The sequence below is a fragment of the Lentzea sp. NBRC 105346 genome (assembly GCF_030269605.1).
In the GTDB taxonomy this organism is placed as follows: domain Bacteria; phylum Actinomycetota; class Actinomycetes; order Mycobacteriales; family Pseudonocardiaceae; genus Lentzea.
The window spans coordinates 1-20,862 of sequence record NZ_BSTQ01000038.1; the positions used below are offsets into that span (position 1 = coordinate 1).

Genomic DNA, 20,862 nt, shown 5'->3' on the forward strand with positions numbered 1-20,862 from the left:
TTTGATCGCACCGAGCGGAATAGGCTCGGTTCTAGCAATCATTACTCAAAGGAAACCCCTGACGAGGGGTTTCATATTACTGGCTGTGTTTCGGCACGCTGTTGAGTTCTCAAAGAACACGCGCTCACCATCTTGTTCCGCGTCTTACCGCAGTTCATTCCGGGGCTTTGTGTTTCTGTTGTTCCGAAGCTTAGTGAGTTCGTTTTCGCCTTGTCAAATCGGCCGTTTCGACCGTCTCGGCTCAGCGCAAACCCGCTTTGCATTCAGTTTGTTTCCAGGTTTCCGGACTCAGTGAGGACGGCCTGATAACCGTCTATTTCGATCCGGGAGCTTGGCGCCGCAACATGTTACCCGGCCCGATTCACGGTGTCAACCGTTCGTTCCGGGGGACTCGCTGACGACTTGGAGAAAGTTACTCAGGGCGTCGGGCAAAGTCAAATCGGCTGGTCAGCGGGCTGCTTGATCGGCACGGAGGGCTGCGCGGACGCCGGCTTCGGACCCGCGGTGCGCGGACGGAGCCACAACGTGATCGACCGCAGACCCTCCATCGCCTTCACGATCTGGTCCGGCGAAGCGGCCTGCCGCGTCGCGACCGGCACCAGGTCGTAGCCCCAGATGCCGAACTCCTTGAGCACCGTCACCGGATCGTCGCCGAGGTCGGCGGTCCCGGTCGCGGAGAACTCGAGGAACACGTGCGGCTTGTCCCGGCGCAGCAACCGGACGAGTCCGGCCAGCGCGCGATGCCCACGACCAGGCGTGTCCACGCGCACCACGGAGAGCTTCATGCCCTGAACGGGCGCGAGCTCTTCGAGTTCCTTGTCCAGCCGGACCGCGCGGACCTTGTCCGTGGTGTCGTCGGTGAGCGGCGACACGGAGAGTCCGCCGGTGAGCGTCGGCGTCGCCGCCAGCTCCCCCGCGCTCTCCCACGCCGCGCCCTCGACCACCGACAACCGCGCCGCGACCGGGCCGGGCACGTTGACCTCGACGTTGTGCCGCAACAACGCGGCGGCGTCGGCCCACGGCTCCACCGCCACGACCGCGCCGGACACACCGAGCCGGGACAACACCCGGATCGAGTGATAACCGATGTACGCGCCGACGTCGAGGAACACCCCGTCCGGTTCGAGCACCGAGTCGATCAGGTCGGAGAGCTCCTGCTCCCACACGCCGTTGCTCGACAGCAGCGGCAGCATGAACGCGTCGTCCGCGGGCAACCGCAGCAGGCCCGCGTCGCACAGCACCAGCGACGACCGCACGTCCGGTACTTCCGTCGTCGCACGTTCGTGTGACCGCACGACCACCCGCCGGAGTGCGTCCGCGGTCTGTTGCGCCTGGTGAGCGGCACGCACGGTCGAGTCGAGCCGGCTGTCGCGTTCCTTGAAGACCTCGACGACCTTCGACTCCAGCGAGTCGATGCGATCCAACGTGCGGTCCAGCGCGACGGTCAGCTTGTCGATCCGCTGCGCCAGCGCGTCGGACTGCTTGGCGCGCTTGGCGGCCTCGGCCACCACGGCGTCCTCGATCTCCCGCAGCCTCCGGCCCTGACCGGCCATGTCCGCGCGCACGCGGACAACACCGTCGTCCACGCCGACGATCTGGTCGCCGAAGTGGTCCTGCCGTTCCGCGACCTGCTCGAGCTCGGCGCGCAACAGCTCCAGCTCGCCGGTCCCGACGCCGCTGCGCAGCGCGTCCTGCCGCGCGACCAGCTCGCCGACCGTGCGCTCCACCCCGTCGACCAGGGTGTGCAGCACTTCGCGCATGTGGTTGTCGTAGTGGTCCAACGCGCGCAGCACGACCTTGCGCAACGCCGGCGCCATCGGCGTCCGATGCGCGGAACCAACATCGGGCTGCCGCAGCAACGCGTGCTTCGCCGACTGCAACGCCAGCATCGGGTCGACCTCGGGCTGTGGCTTCGGCCGGCGCGCCCGCCACCCGCGGTAGGCGTGCTCGACCCGTTCGCGCAGAAGTTCACCGACCCGTGCGACGGACCGGGTGTGCAGCACGTGGTCACGCGCCGCCGCGCCGAGCGCCGAAGCGGTCGGCAGGTCGTCGGCGAGCGAACGCATCAGGCGCGCGGCGGCCTGGATGTCCGGTTCGGCGCCCTGGTGGCACGGCACGAGCACGGCCGTCTTGCCGAACAGCTCCGCGACCGCGCCGTGGTCGCTGGCCAGCACGGGCACTCCGCGCACCGCGATCTCGGCGAGCCGGTGCGCGATGCGGTCGCCCGCACCACCGCGGTGCAGCGACACGAGACAGTCCGCCTGCTCGAACACGTCACCTTCGACCAGCTCGATCCGCGGATCAGCCGCTGTGGCCAGCCGCAGTCGTTCGGCGGCCTCCGGATGTTCGTAAGCACCGGACACGGCGATCCGCAGCCGCACATCGGTGCGGTCGGGGAACGCGGTGAGGAACGCCGACACCGCGCCGAGCACGTTGCCGGCCCGGTCGATCTCGTGGTCGGCGACCGCGGCGAACACGATCTCGCCGCCGGGCTCGTGGTCGCGCCGCCCGATGTCGTGCACCGGCAACGGCACGACCCGCACGATCGGTCCGCCGATGCGTTCGGCGGACGCCCGCGTCGCCTCCGACGAAACCCACAGCTCGTTGACGCCCGAGCGTTCGTCCCGAGGCGAGGCGTCCGGCGCGACTTCGACGACAAAGCGGCCTTCGGGCACCTCGTCGCCGGACGCCCGCACGACGACCGGGTAGCTCGCGGTCGTCGAGGTCGGCAGGCCCGAGGCACGCGCGGCCGCGAGAACCAGCTCGAAGATCGGCCCGGACCCGATGACGGAGACCCCGAGTTGGTCCAGCAGCGCAGGTCCCTCGGCCCGCGGAGCGGGCACCGCCGGAACCGGCAGCCGGCCCGACGTGACCCCGACCCCGGCACACCACTCGCGGAACGCCTCGGCGTCGGCCCCGAACGGCGCCGGGAACTGCAGCTGCAGCGCCTCGTCCGCCCGCCAGAGGGCCTCGGACCAGCGAGTTCCACCCGAAGGAGTGGCCTCGCACGCCCACAGCAGGAAGCCGGCTCCACCGTCATCGCCGAACGCCGGCGGCGGCGTGGGCGAAGCCGCCCGGTAGTCGTCACGCAGCTCGTCCGGCAGCACGGTGCCGTCGATGAGCTGCCCGAACCGGTACGGCACGGTCTGCATGGTGTGCCCGCAGCGCACGAGCTCGGCCCGGTACGCGGTCACCAGCTCGGCGACCAGCGGATGTTCGGACAGCAGCACGCGCGGTCGTTCGGCGAACTCGGCGGACAGCAGCCACGGCCGGCGCGGGTCGAAGCCCGCGAAGTGCGCGGTCAGCAGCGGCGCGCCGAGCACGGTCAGCGCGCCTTCCTCGGACCGGTGCAACGGCCGGTCGGCGACGTTCCACACCGACAGGCCGAGCCGGCCGTCGCGCAACACCTGGTGCGGGACCAGGGCGGGCATGTCCAGCGAGGTCAGGTACGGCTCCGCGCCGGGACCGACCGCGACGAAACCGGGGTCGAACGCGCCCAGTTCGTGCAGGTCCGCCGAGCCCGGCTGCAGCCCGTCGTCCGGCAACGGCCGCAGCGTGCGCGGCAGCAACGCGACCGGCGCGAGCTTCAACGCCTCCAGCACGAGCTTCGTGACGGAGCCGAAGACCTGCACCCACGGGTCCAGGTAGAGCACCGGGAGCCCCTGCGCCAGCAGCTGTTCCAGTAACCGCGGCACCATCGCCGCACGCAGCTGAGCCTCGGTGAGCGACGTCGCCATGACGTGCAGCTCATCGGCCTCGATGCCCAGGTCGGCCGGGGTGATGAGTCCCGGACCGGACGCCTCGGGCTGCGCGTCGACGATCAGTGCGATGAACCGTCCCTCGGGGTGTTCGGCGAGGAACGAGCCGGACAGGACCTTCACCGCGGGCAGCTCGGCCGCGGTGGCGACCGTGCACGCGCAGATGACGGGCTGGAAACCGGGGACTTCGGTGGCGCTCAGCAAGCTATCGGCCTCACAGCACGGGGAGGAGTGTGCGCAACTCGTACGGGGTGACGCTGCGGCGGTAAGCGTCCCACTCCGTGCGCTTGTTGCGAAGGAAGAAGTCGTAGACGTGTTCGCCGAGCGCCTCGGGCAGCAGCTCCGAGTTCTCCATCTCGGAGAGGGCCTCGCCGAGGTTCTGGGGCAGGTTCGCGTACCCCGCGGCGCGGCGTTCGCGGTCGGTCAGCGACCACACGTCGTCCTCGGCGGGCGGCGGCAGCTCATAGCCCTTCTCGATGCCTTTCAGGCCCGCTGCCAGGATCACCGAGTACGCGAGGTACGGGTTGCACGCGCTGTCCAGCGACCGGATCTCGACCCGGCGCGACGAGGACTTGCCCGGTGAGTACATGGGCACGCGGACCAACGCGGACCGGTTCGCGTGACCCCAGCAGACGGCCGTCGGGGCCTCCCCGCCGACGATCAACCGCTTGTAGGAATTCACCCACTGGTTGGTCACCCCGGAGATCTCACGGGCGTGCTTCAGGAGCCCCGCGACGAACGCCTTGCCGACGTCCGACAGCTGGTAGGGGTCCTCGGCGTCGTAGAACGCGTTGCGGTCGCCCTCGAAGAGCGACAGGTGCGTGTGCATGCCGGAACCGGGCTGGTCGGAGAACGGCTTGGGCATGAACGAGGCGCGCACGCCCTGCGTGATCGCGACCTCCTTCACCACGTACCGGAAGGTCATGACGTTGTCCGCCATGGTCAGCGCGTCGGCGTAGCGCAGGTCGATCTCCTGCTGGCCGGGCGCGCCCTCGTGGTGGCTGAACTCGACGGAGATGCCCATCGCCTCCAGCGCCTCGATGGCGTGGCGGCGGAAGTGCGTGGCCGTCTCGTGCGACGTCTGGTCGAAGAAACCGCCGTTGTCCGCGGGCTCGGGCTCGCTGCCGTCGGCGGGGAGGTTCTTCAGCAGGAAGAACTCCATCTCCGGGTGCACGTAGCAGGTGAAGCCGGCCTCGCTGGCCTTCGACAACGTGCGGCGCAGCACGTGCCGCGGGTCCGCCCAGCTCGGCGACCCGTCCGGCATGGTGATGTCGCAGAACATGCGCGCCGAGTAGTTGTTGCCGTCCGGCGTCTGCCAGGGCAGCACCTGGAACGTCGCGGGATCCGGCTTGGCGACCATGTCCGACTCGTACACGCGGGCGAAGCCCTCGATCGCCGAGCCGTCGAACCCGATGCCCTCGCTGAAGGCGCCCTCGAGCTCGGCCGGGGCCACCGCCACGGACTTCAAGAAACCCAGAACGTCGGTGAACCACAGCCGGACGAACCGGATGTCGCGTTCTTCCAACGTTCGCAGCACGAACTCCTGCTGGCGGTCCATGGGGCGCACTCTAAAGCACTTAGGATCACCGCATGGCCGCCCGCTGGATGGTTCTTCTCGCACTCACGCTGCTCACCGGCTGCACCTCGTCCGGGGACCTCCCCGACGGAGCGACCGTGCTCAGCAAGTCATCCGACGCCATGCGCTCGGTGACCAGCACGCACTTCACCATCAAGGTCGAAGGCGACCTGCCGGACGTCAACGTGAAGGACGCCGTCGGAGATCTCACCAACACGGGTGACTCGAAAGGCAACGCGAAGGTCTCGCTGGGTGGGAATCTCGTCCAGATCGAGTACGTGCTCGTCGAGAAGAACCTGTACTTCAAGGGCCCCACGGGCGGGTTCACCAAGCTGCCCGCCGCGTTCGCCGGGCAGGTGTACGACCCGACCGCGATCCTCAACCCGGACAAGGGCGTCGCGAACGTCCTGAAGAGCTCGAAGGACGCGAAGACCGAGTCGGCCGGCGACCAGACCGTCGTGAACGCCGTGGTGCCGAAGGACGTCATCGCCAAGCTGGTGCCGGGCATCAGCGGCGACGTCAAGGCGAAGTACACCGTGGACAAGGAGAACCGCCTGGTGCAGGGGCTGTTCGAGCTGACCGGCGGGCAGAAGGTGCAGATCGGACTGTCCGACTTCAACAAGTCCCTGACGATCACCGCGCCCACGACGTGAGGCGTCTGGCTCTGGCGGCCGCCGGGGCCGCCGTTCTCCTGGGCGCTCTGGACGCGTACGTCGTCGTCGGTGTGCTCGTCGACATGGTGCGTGACCTCGGCATCCCGGTGAACCACCTGGAGCAGGCCACCCCGATCGTCACCGGCTACCTGCTCGGCTACGTCGCCGGTATGCCGTTGCTCGGCCAGCTGTCCGACCGGTTCGGGCGGCGGTTCGTGCTGCACGTGTGCCTGGCCGGGTTCGCTCTCGGTTCCGTGCTGACCGCTGTTTCCGGTGACCTGCCGTTCCTCGTGGCCGGCCGCGTCGTGCAGGGGCTCGCCGGTGGTGCGTTGCTGCCGGTCACGATGGCGCTGGTCGCGGACCTGTGGGAGGCGCACCGGCGGTCGACCGCGCTCGGTGCCGTGGGTGCCGCTCAGGAACTGGGCTCCGTGCTCGGGACCCTGTACGGCGTCGGGCTCGCGTCGCTGTTCAACGCCTGGCCGTTGTTCGAGGGCTGGGAACCGCAGTCGTGGCGCTGGGTGTTCTGGGTGAACATCCCGTTGGCTCTGGTCGCGATGGTGATCGTGCACTTCACCGTGCCGACGTCGAAACGGCCGGTAAAGATCGACTTCATTGGCGGCGGTCTGCTGGCGCTGTCCCTGGGTCTGCTGGTCGTGGCCTTGTACAACCCGACGCCTGCGGAGTCGGTGCTGCCGTCGTGGGGCTGGCCGGTGCTCGGTCTGTCCCTCGTCGTTCTGGTGGGTTTCTTCCTGTGGGAACGCCGGGCTTCCGTGCGACTCCTGTCACCTGAGGGTGTGCACTGGACGCGGTTCTGGGCGGTCCTCGGGGTGTCACTGGCGACCGGTGCGGCGTTGATGGTGACGCTCGTCGACGTCGAACTGTTCGCGCAGACCGTGCAGGGGCGTGACTCGGCCGCGGCGGCACGGCTGCTGACGCGGTTCCTGATCGCGTTGCCCATCGGTGCGCTGCTGGGCGGGTTCCTGGCGTCGCGGCTGGGTGACCGGTGGGTCTCGTTCGCCGGTCTGGTGATCGCCGCGTCCGGGTATGTGCTGATCTCGCGCTGGCCGGCGGACGTGTCGGCGTTCGTGCTGGACCGCGACCTGGCCGTCGCCGGGTTCGGGCTCGGTCTGGTGATCGCGCCGCTGTCCGCCGCCGTGCTGCGCGTGGTGCCGTCGACCAGTCACGGCGTCGCGTCGGCGTTCGTCGTGGTGGCGCGGATGACCGGCATGCTCGTCGGGGTCGCGGCGCTGTCCGCGTGGGGGCTGCACCGGTTCCAGGAGCTGACGGCCTCGTTGAACACCCCGCTGCCGTTCGGGGTGCCCGCGGACGAGTTCAAGCGTCAGCTGGCCGAGTACCAGCACAAGCTGTCGGACGCGCTGCTGACCGAGTACCACGAGATCTTCCTGATCACCTCGGCCATCTGCGTGGCGGGCGCGCTCGGTTCACTGCTCCTTCCCGGTAGGGCCCGTCAGCACGTCGAGTCGGACTCCGGCAGCCTCAAGTCGGCCAGGTAGGTCGTCCCGACCTGGTCCACGCATTGGATGTTGTGCAGGAACGCCGTGTGCTGGTTTCCCTTGTACGTCAACAGCCGCGCGCGCAACGCCGACGCCAGGTCCACCCCGGACTGGTAGGGCGTCGCCGGGTCACCCGTCGTCGAGACGACCAGCACCTGCGGCAGCCCCTGCCCCTGCAGCTGCGGCGGGTGCGGCTCGCTGGTGTGCGGCGCGGGCCAGAAGGCACAGGGCCCGAGGGCGCGTTCGTCGGTCTGCACGGCGTCCTCGTTGCCGAGGATCTCCAGCACCCGCCTGCGGTTCGCCTCCAGCTCGGCCCGGTCCTTGACCGGCGGCTCGTCCATGCAGCGGACCGCGACGAACGCGTCCTGGATGCGCGAGTACGAGCCGTCGGCGAAGCGGCCCAGGTACTGGTCGGCGAGCTGCAGCAACGTGTCGCCCTTGTTCTGCCGAAGCTCCTGCAGCCCCTTCAACAGGGTGTCCCACAGGCGATCGGTGTAGAGCGCCTGCACGGTCGCGGTGCGCGCGTCCGAGTGCGAGAGCTTGCGGTCCTTGACCTGGATGGGCTTCTGCTTCAACGCGTCGGTGAGGATGTCCAGCCGGTTCTGCGCGAGCGACACGTCGGTCCCGATAGGACAGTCGCGTTGCGCGCACCACGCGGCGAAGCGCTGGAAGGCGTCCTGGAACGCCTGGGCCTGGCGGGCGGCGTCGGCCACCTTGTCCTGCTTCACGGCGACCGCGCCGTCGAGCACCATCGCGCGGACGTTCTTCGGGAACGTCTCCGCGTACAGCGTGCCGATGCGAGTGCCGTAGGAGTAACCGAGGTAGGTCAGCTTCTGGTCGCCCAGCGCGGCACGCAGCACGTCGACATCACGAACGACGTCCCGGGTGCCGACGTTGGCGAGCACGTCGACACCGGTGCGTTCGCTGCACTTCTTGACATAGTCCTTGTTCTGCGCCTCGGTCTCGTCCGCGCCGACGTCCTTGTTGCGCAACCGCTGCTCGTCGCGTTCGGCGTCGGTGAGGCACTGCACGCGCGGTTCGGAGGCGCCGACCCCGCGCGGGTCGAAGCCGACCAGGTCGAACCGCTTGCCGATGGCCGAGTTCTGCTGCTGCTCGATCATGTTCGCGACGTAGACCATGCCGGAGCCGCCGGGGCCGCCGGGGTTCACGATCAGCGAGCCGACGCGGCGTTGCGGCTCGGACGCGACGTGGCGCAGCACGCCGACGCTGATCGCGCGGCCGTCCGGTTTGGCGTAGTCCAGCGGTACCTCTAAGCGCGCACACTGCACGTCACCGCGGCCGAACGCGGTGCGGCTGCGTTCGTCCACGGCGTACGGCTGGCACTTCCCCCAGCTCAGGACCTGTTTGTAGAACCGGTCCATCCCGCGCTGCGCGACCGGCCTGGGCGAGCCGTCGATCTGCGCGTACGAGGTGGAGGTGCTCAGGACGACGATCAGGGCGAATAACGCGGCGGTTACTCGGGAACGCCTCTTCGTCATGCGGCACACCGGGTTCCGTCAGCGGGCAGCTGCAGTTCGACCAGGTACTTCACACCGGCCTGGTCGACGCACTGGTTCCCCTGCAGGAACACGGTGTGCTGGTTGCCCTCGTACGTGAGCAACCGGGAGTTCAGGGCCTTCGCGAGGTTGACGCCGGCCTCGTACGGGGTCGCGGGGTCACCCGTGGTGGAGATGACGAGCAGCGGCGGCAGGCCGTCCGCCTTCGGCGGTTTGGTATCGCCCGTGACCGGCGCCGGCCAGAACGCGCAGGCGTCAAGCGCGGCGCCCGGCGGGTTGCCGTCGTCCAGGAACGGCGCGGCCTCCTTGTACTTGCGCTGCGTCTCGGTGATCGCGGCCTTGTCGGTGATCCGCTGGTCGTCGACGCAGTGCACGGCGTTGAACGCGTCGAGGATCGTGCTGTAGTTGCCGTCGCTGCCGCGCTGGTAGTAGACGTCCGCGAGGGTCAGCAGGGTGTTGGCCCGGCCCTTCTTGAGCTCGTTGAGGCCCTGGCTGAGCAACGGCCACAGCTGCTCCGAGTACAGCGCCTGCAGCGTCGCGGTCATCGCGTCGGTGTAGGAGAGCTTGCGGTCGCCGATCTCGATCGGCTTGGTCAGCAGCGGCCGGGTGAGCTCCTGGAAGCTCTTGTTCGCCGGGTCACCCAGCGCGCAGTCGCCCTGCTTGCGGCACCACTGGACGAACGCGTCGAACGCCTTCTGGAACCCCGCACCCTGTGCGACCAGGGACGCGAGCTGGTCCTGCGTGGGATCGACGGCGCCGTCGAGTATCAGCGCACGGACGTTCTGCGGGAACGTCTCGGCGTACTCGGTGCCGATCCGGGTGCCGTAGGAGTAGCCGATGTAGGTCAGCTTCGCGTCACCGAGCGCGGAACGAAGGACATCCATGTCCTTAACTACGTCCCGCGTGCCGATGTTGGCGAGCATCGCCGCCCCAAATTTTGTCTGGGCGGCACATTTGTCTGCATATGCCTTGTTCTCTGCCTCCGTCTGGGCGAGTCCGTTGGGCGAAGTGTCGACGTCGAGGTCCAACCGCTCCGCGTCCTTCTCCGGCCCGGTGAGGCACTGGACGCTCGGCTCGCTCGCGCCGATGCCCCGCGGGTCGAAGCCGACGAAGTCGAACCGCTTGCCGAGGTCGGTCTTGGCGAGCTCGGGGACGATGCTGCCCGCGGCGTCCATGCCGGACTCACCGGGCCCACCGGGGTTGACCAGCAGCGATCCGATCCGGTCACCGGTCGCCGGGCTGCGCAGCAAGCCCAGGGTGATCTTGTCGCCGTCCGGTTTGGAGTAGTCCAGCGGCACCTCGAGGCGCGCGCATTCGACATCCCTTTTGGAACCGTATGCGCGGCGGCTGTTCTCGGACTTCACGAACGGCGCGCAGTCCGACCAGGCCAGCTGCTGGCCGTAGAACGCCTCCAGACCGGCCGGGACGGTGCCGGCGGGGCCGCGTTTCTCGAAGGTGACGCCGGGCTTGGCTGTGCCCTCGACGAGCGTGGTGCACGACGTAAGGACGGGGATGACGAGCAACACGCTGAAGAGACGCCTCACCAGGCGATCCTATGGGAGAAGATAGTTCCATGCCGCAGCTCCGCATCGCGCTCGCCCAGGTCAACGCCACCGTGGGAGACCTGGACGGCAACTCCGCGCTCGTCGTCGAGTGGACCCGCAAGGCCGCCGAGGCCGGCGCCCATCTCGTGGTGTTCCCCGAGATGGTGCTGACCAGTTACCCGGTCGAGGACCTGGCGATTCGCACGTCCTTCGCACGGGCGTCGCGGGCGGCTCTCGAGGACCTCGCCGTTGCCCTTGACGAAGCCGGCCTGGGCTCGGTGGCCGCGTTCGTCGGGTTCCTGGACCACGACTCGGCAGGGCCGCGCAACGCCGCATCCGTGCTGCACGGCGGGCGTGTCGTGGCGACCCAGTACAAGCACCACCTGCCGAACTACGGCGTGTTCGACGAGCGCCGCTACTTCAAGCCGGGTGACGAGCTGGACGTCGTGCGGATCAACGGCGTCGAGGTCGGCATGGTCATCTGCGAGGACCTGTGGCAGGACGGCGGTCCCATCTCCGCTCTGGGCGCGGCCGGTGTGGACGTCGTCGTCTCCCCCAACGCCTCGCCGTACGAGCGCAAGAAGGACGACGTGCGGCTGCCGCTGGTGGCCCGTCGTGCGGCCGAGGCGGGCGCGCCGCTCGCGTACTGCAACCTGATCGGCGGCCAGGACGAGCTGGTGTTCGACGGCGACTCGCTGGTCGTCGGGCGTGACGGTGTTCTGCTCGCGCGGGCGCCGCAGTTCGTGGAGCACCTGATGGTCATGGACCTTTCCGTTCCAGGGGGTTCCTACGAGTCGGGCGCTTTCGGGGACTTCACGGTCGAACGGATCACGATCTCCGAGGCCGGTCCGGCCTACGAACCGCTGCCCGCGCCGCGGATCTTCGAGCCGCTGTCCGACGAGGCCGAGGTGTGGTACGCGCTGGTCACCGGCCTGCGGGACTACGTGCACAAGAACGGTTTCCGGTCGGTCGTGTTCGGTCTGTCCGGCGGCATCGACTCCGCGGTCGTCGCGGCTCTGGCGGTGGACGCGCTGGGGCCGGACGCGGTGCACGCGGTATCCCTGCCGTCCTCGTACTCGTCCGAACACTCCAAGTCGGACGCTTTCGAGATGGCGCAGCGGACCGGGATCCACTACTCGGTCGAGCCGATCGCGGACATGGTGTCGGCGTTCGTCTCGCAGTTGTCGCTGACCGGGCTGGCCGAGGAGAACATCCAGGCCCGGTGCCGCGGCATGGCGTTGATGGCGCTGTCCAACCAGCACGGACACCTGGTGCTGGCGACCGGCAACAAGTCCGAGCTCTCGGTCGGCTACTCGACCATCTACGGCGACGCGGTCGGCGGGTTCGCGCCGATCAAGGACGTCTTCAAGACTCTGGTCTGGGACCTCGCGCGGTGGCGCAACGACGAGGCGTTCAAGCGCGGCGAGACGCCGCCGATCCCGGAGAACTCGATCACCAAGCCGCCGTCGGCCGAGCTGCGGCCCGGCCAGGTGGACACCGACTCGCTGCCCGACTACGCGTTGCTCGACGACCTGCTCGACGACTACGTCGAGGGCGACCGCGGGTACGACGACCTGATCGCGGCCGGGTTCGCGCCCGAGCTGGTGGACCGCGTGCTGCGGATGGTCGACAAGGCCGAGTACAAGCGGCGCCAGTACCCGCCGGGCACGAAGATCTCGAACAAGGCGTTCGGGCGCGACCGCCGGCTGCCGATCACCAACGCGTGGCGCGAGGGCTAGGTCGGCCGGACGAACGGGAAGATCACGGTCTGCCGGATCGACGTGCCGGTCAGCATCATCAGCAGCCGGTCCACGCCCATCCCGAGCCCGCCCGTGGGCGGCATGCCGTGCTCCAAAGCCCGCAGGAAGTCCTCGTCCAGCTCCATCGCCTCGACGTCGCCGCTGGCCGCCTTCAACGACTGCGCCTCCAGCCGTTGCCGCTGCTCCAGCGGGTCGGTGAGCTCGGAGTAGGCGGTGCCGATCTCCGCGCCGAACGCGACGAGGTCCCACCGTTCCGCGAGTCGCGGGTCGGCGCGGTGCTGCCGGGTCAGCGGTGACACGTCGGTCGGGAAGTCGATGTAGAACGTCGGCCGCACGGTCCGCGGCTCGACGAACTCGTCGTAGGCCTCCTGCACGAGCTGGCCGTGCGTCCAGTCCTCGTTCACGGTCACGCCGGCCTCCGCCAGCAGCTTCCGGAGATCGTCCAGCGACGTGTCCGGCGTGACCGGAGTACCGAGGGCGTCGGAAACCGCCTGGTAGACCGACACGATCGGCCACTCGCCGGAGATGTCGAACTCACCGTCCGGCCGCAAAGCCACCTCACGGCCGAAGGCGCACCGAGCCGCGTGCTGGATCAAACAACGCATCAGATCGAGCATGGTGCGGTAGTCCGCGTAGGACTGGTAGGCCTCGAGCATCGTGAACTCGGGGTTGTGCGAGGCGTCCGCGCCCTCGTTGCGGAAGTTGCGGTTCAGCTCGAACACCCGGTCCACGCCCGCCACGCACAGCCGCTTCAGATACAGCTCCGGCGCGATCCGCAGGTACATCCGCATGTCGTAGGCGTTGATGTGGGTGACGAACGGCCGGGCGTTCGCGCCGCCGTGCACCGCCTGCAGCATCGGGGTCTCGACCTCGAGGAACGAGCGGTCGTGCAGGAAGTCACGCACGCCGCGCACCACGTTGCTGCGGATCTTCAACAGGTCCGCGGAGTCGGGGTTCACCACCAGGTCGAGGTAGCGCTGCCGCACGCGCGCCTCGGGGTCGGACAGGCCCTTTCGCTTGTCCGGCAACGGGTGCAGGCACTTCGCGGTCATCGTCCACGACGAGGCCAGCACGGAGATCTCGCCGTGGTCGGACTTGATCACGGTGCCGCTCACCCCGACGTGGTCGCCCAGGTCCACATAGGACTTCCACGACCGCAGGCCGTCGCCGAGCTGGTCGGCGGCGAGCATCAGCTGCAGCTCACCGGTGAAGTCGCGCAGCCGCGCGAAGCAGAGCTTGCCCATCTCGCGGAGCGCCACGACGCGGCCGGTCACGGACACCTCGGAGCCGAACCGTTCTCGGGCCTCGGCCAGCGACATCGTCCGTTCGAAGCCGACCGGGTACGGGTCGACGCCCGAGGACCGCATCCGGTCGACCTTCGCGATCCGCACGCGCACCTGGTCCGGCCGGCGCACGACCTTGGGTTCGACCTTGAGCGAATCGATCTCGGCGACCTGGGCGGCGAAGTCCAGCCCGACGTCGGCACCCTGCAGCTCCCGGGCCTTGCCGCGTTGCAGCAACGACCGCAGTGACGGCACGAAACCCTCGGCGATGCCCGCGGCGATCGAGACACGCGGCAGCGAGCGGGTGCGGGCGTAGCAGAGGAACCGCGGCACCCAGTCCGGGTCGTACTTGGCGTTCGACCGGTACAGCGACTCCAGCTGGAAGAACCGCGACGCCAGCGACAGCACGCGGCGCCACGCGCGCAGGACCGGGCCCGCGCCGATCTTCTCGCCCTCCTCGAACACCGCGCGGAACATCGCGAAGTTCAGCGAGATCCGTTGCACACCAAGGTGTCCGGCGTTCGCGGCGAGCTGGGCGACCATGTACTCGTTGAGGCCGTTCTCCGCGGACCGGTCGCGGCGCATCAGGTCCAGCGACACCCCGCGCCTGCCCCACGGCACGAACGACAGCAGCCCGCGCAGTTCCCCATCGGCGTCGTAGGCCTCGACCATCACGCAGCGGCCGTCGGTCGGGTCGCCGAGCCGGCCCAGCGCCATCGAGAAACCGCGCTCGGTTTCGGCGCCGCGCCAGCGTTGCGCGAGGTCCAAAATGGACGACATCTCCTCGGGGGCGATCTCGCTGTGCCTGCGCACGCGCGTGGTGTAGCCGGCGCGTTCGACGCGGCTCACCGCCTGCCGCAGGTTGCGGCGTTCGGGCCCGGCGAGGTTGAACTCGCGCACGTCGAGGATGGCCTCGTCACCGATCTCCAACGCCTTCAGCCCGGCGGCGGTGTAGACCTGCGCACCCCGTTCCGACGCGCCGAGCACGCCTGCGACCCAGCCGTACGTGCGTGCCTCGGCGAGCCACGCCTGCACCGCCTGCGGCCACATCTCCTCGTCGCCGATCGGGTCGCCGCTGGCCAGCGACACACCGCCGAGCACGCGGTAGGTGAGCGCCGCGCGCCCGGAGAAGACCGCGCTCTTGTCCCGCCGCGTGGCGAAGTAGCCGAGCGAGTCGGGCTCGCCGTCGGACGCCAGCAGCCTGCGGATCTCCAGCTCGTCGGCGCCGCTGAGCAGCTGCTGAGTGCGCACACCGCGGAAGAACACGTACATCGCGCGGATCGCGACCAAAGTGCCGCCGATGCCCAGGATGACGCTGAGCCACTGTGGACCTTCGGGGATGCCGACCGGTCCGAGCCGGACGACCTCACCCGTCACCTGGTTCGCGGCCCAGGCGAGCTTGTCGGTGACCTCCACCAGCTGACCGGGGAAGAGCTCGGTCAGCCCCCAGCCGACGGCGATGAGGATCGCCATGCCCGCGATGAACGTGGCCAGCGCCTGCCGCCACGCGCCACGCGCGAGCCGCGCCGGGAAGCCGTCCCGCACCACCCACAGAAACGAAACCAGGACGATCGATGCGGCCAGACCACCCAGAATGAACGGCCAGTCGGTCGGTTCGCCGGTCTCAAGCAGAGCTTCAGGAACGACCAGGAAGATGATCGCTATACCGGCGACGAGCAGCAGGCCGAGCACCTGGAACAGCAGCAGCGTCCAGAGCGCGGCACGCTTGTGCCGCAACAACGCGGCACCCAGGACGACGAAGACGAGCGCGATGAACAGGTTCCCGTCGATCGGGAGACCCAGCCAGTACCCGACCGTGTCGGTGAAGCCGGTGAACCAGCTGTCCTCCGGCAGCACCAGTCTGAGCAGCGACGCCACCGCGGCCAGCTGCACGACGCCGGCGATCCAGCTCGCCGCCTTCCACTTCCACCGCGCCACGGGTGCCACATCAGCTCCAGGAATCGATCTATGACGAGGATGATCCCCTCTTCCGCCGGGCGCGTGCACGTCGCCTCGTCGGGCAAGGTCTCCGGCCCGGTCGTCGTGCTGAGCTCCGGCCTCGGCGGCGCGTGGTTCGATTGGATCCGTACCGTCGAGCTGCTCGAACCCCACTATCGAGTGATTGTGTTCGATCGGCCGGGACTCGGCATGAGCGGACCACAGCACCGCGACCCGAGCCTCGCGCGCGAGGTCGCCGTGCTCGACGCGGTGTTGCGCGGCGTTCCGCCCGCGGTGCTCGTCGGTCACTCCATGGCGTCCCTGCACATCGAGGCCTACGCGCGGCTGCGGCCCGGCAAGGTGGTCGGCCTGGTGCTGGTCGACCCGGACACCGAGGTGCCGGGCGCGGGCGCGCCGTTCGACCCATCAGCCCTGGTGGCGCAGGCCCTGCGCGCGTTCGGCAGCCGCAGGCTGGGCGCGCGGATCACGCACCGGTTCGGGCATCGGTTCCGGGACTTCGTCGTCGCGGCCAGCACGTTGGGCGATACCGATCCCGCCCCCGCTGACCTGGTCGAACTCGTCTACCGGCGGCCCGGTGTCGGCCGGGCGATCCTGGCTGAGCTCGCCTCGTATCCCGGTCAGGTGGCCACGTTGGAACGGTTGCGCGCGCGCCGGGACCTGCCGGACGTGCCGTTTCACGTGCTGACCGCGGGACGGCAGGTGTGGCCCGAGCACCTGACGCTGGCGGGGCTCACGCCGTGGGGCCGCAACGTGCTGGTGCCCGGATCGCGGCACATGGTCCAGATGGACCGGCCCGATGCCGTCTACCTGGCCGTTCGCGACGTGCTCAGGGAGTCACCCGCCGCCTGAGCAGGCAGAACTCGTTGCCCTCCGGATCCGCCAGCACGTGCCACGACTGCTCGCCCTGCCCGATGTCGATCTTCTGGGCACCCAGCGCGAGCAGGCGTTCCAGCTCGGACTGCTGGTCGCGGTCGGTCGCGCTGACGTCGATGTGCAGCCGGAGTTTCTGCTTCTTGGGCTCGTCGCTGCGCAGGAACAGCAGCTCGAAGCGCCGATCGGCCGGTCCGATGGCGACCCCGCTCTCATCGCGGTCGGTCACCCGGAAGTCGAGCACCGCGCACCAGAAGTTCGCGAGGAGCTCGGGATCGGTGCAGTCCAGCACGAGTTCGGTGATGCGGCAGGCCACTTTGTGAGGCTACTCGCACCCCGGTGTCCGAACGGCTCGTCTGCTGTCACGCTGGTACTCGGCAACCGTGCAAAAAGCGCCCGGGGACCCGGCGACGGGCCTCGAGGAAAGGAACGGTCAAAGATGACCACTGCCGAGGTTTCTGCGCCGTACGGAAACGGCGCCAACGCTGCCAAGACGCCTGCCAAGCGGGTCCGCATCCACCACCTGCGTGAGATGAAGGAACGCGGCGAGGCGTGGCCCATGCTCACCGCGTACGACATGTACACGGCGGAGATCTTCGACGAGGCCGGCATCCCCGTTCTGCTCGTGGGTGACTCGGCGTCGAACAACGTCTACGGCAACGAGACTTCGCTTCCGGTGACCGTCGACGAGCTGATCCCGCTGGTACGCGCGGTGTCGCGGTCCGTGAAGCGCTCGCTCGTGGTCGCCGACCTGCCGTTCGGCTCCTACCAGGTCTCGGTCGAGCAGGCCGTGGCGACGGCCGTCCGGTTCATGAAGGAAGGCCTCGCCCACGCGGTGAAGCTGGAGGGCGGCCGCCACTTCGCGCCGCACATCAAGGCCATCGTCGCCGCCGGTATCCCGGTCATGGCACACATCGGGTTCACGCCGCAGTCCGAGCACCAGCTCGGCGGCTACCGGGTGCAGGGCCGCCACGACGCGTTCAACGAGGTCGTCGAGGACGCGATCGCGGTCCAGGAGGCCGGCGCGTTCGCCGTCGTGCTGGAGATGGTGACCGCCGAGGTCGCGAAGCAGATCACGCACGACCTGGTGATCCCGACCGTCGGCATCGGCGCCGGTCCGGACACCGACGCCCAGGTGCTGGTGTGGCAGGACATGATGGGCCTGCGCCGGGGCAAGGGCCCGCGGTTCGTGAAGCGGTACGCCAACCTCGCCGACGTGATGCTCGGCGCGGCCCAGGAGTTCGCTTCCGAGGTGCGCGGCCACCAGTTCCCCGGCCCGGAGCACACGTTCCACTGATGATCCGGCACGATCCGGGTTGTGTACCCGGAGATTGAGCCGTACGAGTCGGGCCTGCTGGACGTTGGCGACGGTCACCACGTGTACTGGGAGACCTGCGGCAACCCGTCCGGCAAGCCCGTGGTGTTCCTGCACGGCGGGCCGGGCGGCGGATGTTCGCCCGGCCATCGCAGGCTGTTCGACCCCGACGCCTACCGCATCGTGCTGTTCGACCAGCGCGGCTGTGGCCGGTCGAAGCCGCACGCGTCCACGTCGTTGTCCTTGAAGGCCAACACGACCTGGCACCTCGTGTCCGACATGGAGCTGCTGCGGTCCCATTTGGACATCGACCGCTGGCAGGTGTTCGGCGGCTCGTGGGGCAGCTCGCTGGCACTGGCCTACGCCGAGACGCACCCGTCGCGCGTCATCGAACTGATCCTGCGCGGCGTCTTCACGATCCGGCAGTCCGAGCTGGACTGGTACTACCGCGGCGGCGCGGCCAACCTGTTTCCCGAGTGGTGGGACCGTTTCCTCGCGCCCATCCCCCTCGACCGCCGATCTGAGGATCCGATCGAGGTCTACGCGGAACTGCTGGCCGACCCGGATCCGGCGGTCCACGGACCCGCGGCCGTGGCGTGGAGCAGCTGGGAGGGCGCGACCGTCACGTTGCGCGAGGATCCCGAGCTGATCGCCCAGTTCGCCGAAGACCAGTACGCCTTGGCGTTCGCGCGCATCGAGAACCACTACTTCCTGAACGGCGCGTGGCTCTCCGAGGGCCAGCTGATCCGCGACGCACACCGCCTGGCGGACATCCCCGGCGTGATCGTGCAGGGCCGCTACGACGCCGCGACTCCGCCGATCACCGCGTGGGACCTGCACAAGGCGTGGCCGTCGGCGGAGCTGGTGATGGTGCCGGACGCCGGGCACGCGTACAGCGAACCCGGCATCCTTTCAGCGCTGCTGGAGGCGACGGACAAGTTCCGTCAGTAGAACGCGGCCCAGCGCTGGGTCCCCGAGGTGCACGTCTGCACGGTGGGGACCCGCGCAGGTGCGACGAGGCACTTGTTCGCGGCGACGTTGCGGAACCTGAACTCGGTCTCGCGCGGCTTACGGCGCCAACGCTGGTTTATGGCGCTGGTGCAAGTCGTGGTGGTGACCTGTCCGGTGGCGTTCGCGGTCAGGCACTTGTTGCTGGCAATGTTGCGCGGCCGGTCCGACAGGTCGCCGCCGATCGGCAGCAGCCAGCGCTGTTTGTCGTCCTGCGGGGCGCACGGCGCGGTGACGACCTGCGTGCCGTTGTCCTCGAGGCAACGGTTCGTGCCCGCGACGCGGTAGTGGACGACCGGGTCGGCCTGGGCGGGAGCGGTCAGCAAGGTCATGGCGAAGACGGTGGCCGCGGCCACCGTGAGTAAGTTGCGCATGAGGTTAGTTTTTACCGTAGTTGAGCGCGTTTTCGAGACTTTCTCTCGCCTCAACCATTGACGGCCCGTACCACGTGAGGTGCCTGCCACTGACCAGCACGTATGGCAGACCGGGGAACGACTCCGGCCCGTCCTCGTGCGTGAAGACGTACGGTTCGTCGGGCAGGATGACCAGGTCCGGCTTGGTGGCGTTGAGCTCTTCGAGGCTGGGCCGCGGGTACCGCTCCTCGTGGTCCGCGTAGACGTTGCCGACGCCAAGCCTCTTGAGGACGTCGCCGGCGAACGTGTCCCGGCCGACCACAACCCAGGGCCTCCGCCACACCGGGATAAGAGCGCGGATCGACGGGGTTCTGGTGTCCCGCCACAGTTCTTCGGCCCGGACGAGCCACTCGGGTTCGAGGTCCCACGCGGTCCCGAACAGGCGCCGCAACGAAGCCAGGGCGTGTGGAACCGTCGACGGGGCGGCCGTCACCCACACCTGAATCCCGTTGGCGCGCAACCGATCCACGTCCTCGGCGCGATTCTCCTCGGAGTTGGCGATCACCAGATCCGGTTGCAGCGCCATGACTTTGTCGACATCGGGGTACTTGGAGCCGCCAACGCGAGCGACGTCGAGGTCCGCCGGGTGAGTGCAGTAATCCGTGGCACCGATGAGTGCGCTGGGCAAGCTGACCGCGACGGCCTCGGTGATCGACGGTACGAGGCTGACCACCCGCTGCGGGGCGTCAACCACGACCGGCTCACCGAGGTCGTCGACCGGCAGCATCACACGCCCGTGATCTTCAACCCGGCGTGCGTCTTGTACCGCCGGTTGATCGCAATCAAGTTGGCCGTAAACGCCTCAACCTGGTGCGCATTCCGCAGCCGCCCGCCGTACACGCCACGGAACCCAGGCACCAACTCGGCCAACTCGCGCACGGTGTCCGTGGCCTCGCGGTCGTCGCCCAGCACGAGGACGTCCATGTCGACCTCTTCAACGCTGAGGTCCGCCAGCAGCACCGCCGACACGTGGTGGAACGCCGCCGTGACCCGAGACTCGGGCAGCAGCGCCTCAGCCTGCTGCGCCGCACTACCCTCCTCGACGCTGAGCGCGAACGGCCCCTGCTTGTCGAAGCCGAGCGGGTTCACACAGTCGATGACGACCTTGCCCGCCAGCTGGTCACGCAGCGACCCGAGCAGGTCCCCGTGCCCTTCCCACGGCACGGCGACGAGGACGATGTCCGAGTTCGCCGCACAGTCGACGTTGTCCGCGCCAGTGACGTCCCCACCGGCCACGTCCACGATCTCCTTGGCCGCCAGTGCGGCGCGCTCGGCACTACGGGAGCCGATGACGACCTTGAGGCCGGCTTTCGCCCAGCGGATCGCCAATCCCTTGCCCTGCGCGCCCGTGCCGCCCAGGACGCCGACGGTGAGCTCTCGAATCTCTGTCACTCCTGAATCTTCACACGCTCAGGTCACGGGCGAAGGTCGCAACGGCGTGGGAAAGGCCACGCACCGAACCAGGAACTCACAGGGTCCTAACGACCAAGCGTTCCGGGGCCGGGAACGTACAGCTCAGGGGCCGCGAACGTACGACTCGCGATGCGAAGCGAGCGAGCCCACCGCGCGCGCCAGCGCACACAACCACCAGGTGGTGGGCCCCTCCCGTCGCATCGCAGGCGAAGCCCTGCCGCATCCGAGACCCCAGGTCAAGCACGCTTTTCGCTTGACCTGGGGTCTCGGATGCGGCTG

At 68.9% G+C, this 20,862-nt stretch carries 15 protein-coding genes; 6 read left to right on the forward strand and 9 right to left on the reverse strand.

Annotated features, from left to right (window positions below; translation table 11 throughout):
* Positions 1-434: 434 nt before the first annotated feature.
* Both QSK35_RS42210 and QSK35_RS42215 read right to left on the reverse strand, forming a co-directional pair.
* Positions 435-3,962 carry an FkbM family methyltransferase gene (locus tag QSK35_RS42210; protein ID WP_285754050.1) on the reverse strand — a complete coding sequence of 1,176 codons (3,528 nt, stop codon included), beginning with the start codon at positions 3,960-3,962 and terminating at the stop codon, positions 435-437.
* Positions 3,963-3,972: 10 nt separating this feature from the next.
* Positions 3,973-5,316 (reverse strand): glutamine synthetase family protein, encoded by a 1,344-nt coding sequence (locus QSK35_RS42215; RefSeq protein WP_285754052.1) that lies wholly within the window; start codon positions 5,314-5,316, stop codon positions 3,973-3,975.
* A gap of 32 nt (positions 5,317-5,348) precedes the next feature.
* On the opposite strand from QSK35_RS42215, the gene QSK35_RS42220 reads away from it, so the two are divergent.
* Both QSK35_RS42220 and QSK35_RS42225 read left to right on the forward strand, forming a co-directional pair.
* Positions 5,349-5,987 (forward strand): LppX_LprAFG lipoprotein, encoded by a 639-nt coding sequence (locus QSK35_RS42220; protein ID WP_285754054.1) that lies wholly within the window; start codon positions 5,349-5,351, stop codon positions 5,985-5,987.
* Positions 5,984-7,501 (forward strand): MFS transporter, encoded by a 1,518-nt coding sequence (locus tag QSK35_RS42225; protein ID WP_285754056.1) that lies wholly within the window; start codon positions 5,984-5,986, stop codon positions 7,499-7,501. Before QSK35_RS42220 ends, QSK35_RS42225 begins: the two co-directional genes overlap by 4 nt.
* On the opposite strand, the gene QSK35_RS42230 is transcribed toward QSK35_RS42225, so the two are convergent.
* Positions 7,456-9,000: an alpha/beta hydrolase gene (locus tag QSK35_RS42230; protein ID WP_285754058.1), complete on the reverse strand. Its 1,545-nt coding sequence runs from the start codon at positions 8,998-9,000 to the stop codon at positions 7,456-7,458. The genes QSK35_RS42225 and QSK35_RS42230 overlap by 46 nt on opposite strands.
* Positions 8,997-10,562, reverse strand: a complete 1,566-nt coding sequence (locus QSK35_RS42235; RefSeq protein ID WP_285754060.1) for an alpha/beta hydrolase — start codon at positions 10,560-10,562, stop codon at positions 8,997-8,999. Before QSK35_RS42235 ends, QSK35_RS42230 begins: the two co-directional genes overlap by 4 nt.
* Positions 10,563-10,591: 29 nt before the next feature.
* Here QSK35_RS42235 and QSK35_RS42240 point away from each other — a divergent pair, with 29 nt between their 5' ends.
* Positions 10,592-12,301 (forward strand): NAD+ synthase, encoded by a 1,710-nt coding sequence (locus QSK35_RS42240; RefSeq protein ID WP_285754062.1) that lies wholly within the window; start codon positions 10,592-10,594, stop codon positions 12,299-12,301.
* Here the strand turns inward: QSK35_RS42240 and lysX are convergent.
* On the reverse strand, positions 12,298-15,552 hold the full coding sequence (gene lysX / locus QSK35_RS42245) for a bifunctional lysylphosphatidylglycerol synthetase/lysine--tRNA ligase LysX (protein ID WP_285754063.1): 3,255 nt from the start codon (positions 15,550-15,552) through the stop codon (positions 12,298-12,300). The two genes, QSK35_RS42240 and lysX, sit on opposite strands and share 4 nt — an antisense overlap.
* 21 nt (positions 15,553-15,573) lie before the next feature.
* On the opposite strand from lysX, the gene QSK35_RS42250 reads away from it, so the two are divergent.
* The gene (locus QSK35_RS42250; protein ID WP_285754064.1) at positions 15,574-16,413 is read left to right on the forward strand and encodes an alpha/beta fold hydrolase; all 840 of its coding nucleotides are present in this window, start codon (positions 15,574-15,576) and stop codon (positions 16,411-16,413) included.
* On the opposite strand, the gene QSK35_RS42255 is transcribed toward QSK35_RS42250, so the two are convergent.
* Positions 16,391-16,750, reverse strand: a complete 360-nt coding sequence (locus QSK35_RS42255) for a VOC family protein (protein ID WP_285754065.1) — start codon at positions 16,748-16,750, stop codon at positions 16,391-16,393. The two genes, QSK35_RS42250 and QSK35_RS42255, sit on opposite strands and share 23 nt — an antisense overlap.
* Before the next feature lie 123 nt (positions 16,751-16,873).
* Between QSK35_RS42255 and panB the strand changes: the two genes are divergently transcribed.
* Positions 16,874-17,731 (forward strand): 3-methyl-2-oxobutanoate hydroxymethyltransferase, encoded by an 858-nt coding sequence (panB, locus tag QSK35_RS42260; RefSeq protein ID WP_285754066.1) that lies wholly within the window; start codon positions 16,874-16,876, stop codon positions 17,729-17,731.
* A 21-nt stretch (positions 17,732-17,752) separates the two neighbouring features.
* Positions 17,753-18,700: a prolyl aminopeptidase gene (gene pip, locus QSK35_RS42265; RefSeq protein ID WP_285754068.1), complete on the forward strand. Its 948-nt coding sequence runs from the start codon at positions 17,753-17,755 to the stop codon at positions 18,698-18,700.
* On the opposite strand, the gene QSK35_RS42270 is transcribed toward pip, so the two are convergent.
* Genes QSK35_RS42270 through npdG form a run of 3 tightly spaced genes read right to left on the reverse strand, consistent with a single transcriptional unit; the run spans position 18,694 to position 20,562 of the window.
* Positions 18,694-19,131 carry an RICIN domain-containing protein gene (locus QSK35_RS42270; protein ID WP_285754070.1) on the reverse strand — a complete coding sequence of 146 codons (438 nt, stop codon included), beginning with the start codon at positions 19,129-19,131 and terminating at the stop codon, positions 18,694-18,696. The genes pip and QSK35_RS42270 overlap by 7 nt on opposite strands.
* 4 nt (positions 19,132-19,135) lie before the next feature.
* Positions 19,136-19,897: a helical backbone metal receptor gene (locus QSK35_RS42275; protein ID WP_285754071.1), complete on the reverse strand. Its 762-nt coding sequence runs from the start codon at positions 19,895-19,897 to the stop codon at positions 19,136-19,138.
* Positions 19,897-20,562, reverse strand: coding sequence for an NADPH-dependent F420 reductase (gene npdG, locus QSK35_RS42280; protein WP_285754073.1), 666 nt, complete (start codon positions 20,560-20,562; stop codon positions 19,897-19,899). Before npdG ends, QSK35_RS42275 begins: the two co-directional genes overlap by 1 nt.
* Between the last annotated feature and the right edge of the window lie 300 nt (positions 20,563-20,862).

Bases quoted from the DNA above. Each gene is read 5' to 3' on its own strand.
- QSK35_RS42270 (WP_285754070.1), bottom strand. From the start codon at position 19,131: ATGCGCAACTTACTCACGGTGGCCGCGGCCACCGTCTTCGCCATGACC.
- QSK35_RS42250 (WP_285754064.1), top strand. From the start codon at position 15,574: ATGACGAGGATGATCCCCTCTTCCGCCGGGCGCGTGCACGTCGCCTCG.
- QSK35_RS42240 (WP_285754062.1), top strand. From the start codon at position 10,592: ATGCCGCAGCTCCGCATCGCGCTCGCCCAGGTCAACGCCACCGTGGGA.
- QSK35_RS42275 (WP_285754071.1), bottom strand. From the start codon at position 19,897: ATGCTGCCGGTCGACGACCTCGGTGAGCCGGTCGTGGTTGACGCCCCG.
- QSK35_RS42220 (WP_285754054.1), top strand. From the start codon at position 5,349: ATGGCCGCCCGCTGGATGGTTCTTCTCGCACTCACGCTGCTCACCGGC.
- panB (WP_285754066.1), top strand. From the start codon at position 16,874: ATGACCACTGCCGAGGTTTCTGCGCCGTACGGAAACGGCGCCAACGCT.
- QSK35_RS42230 (WP_285754058.1), bottom strand. From the start codon at position 9,000: ATGACGAAGAGGCGTTCCCGAGTAACCGCCGCGTTATTCGCCCTGATC.
- QSK35_RS42215 (WP_285754052.1), bottom strand. From the start codon at position 5,316: ATGGACCGCCAGCAGGAGTTCGTGCTGCGAACGTTGGAAGAACGCGAC.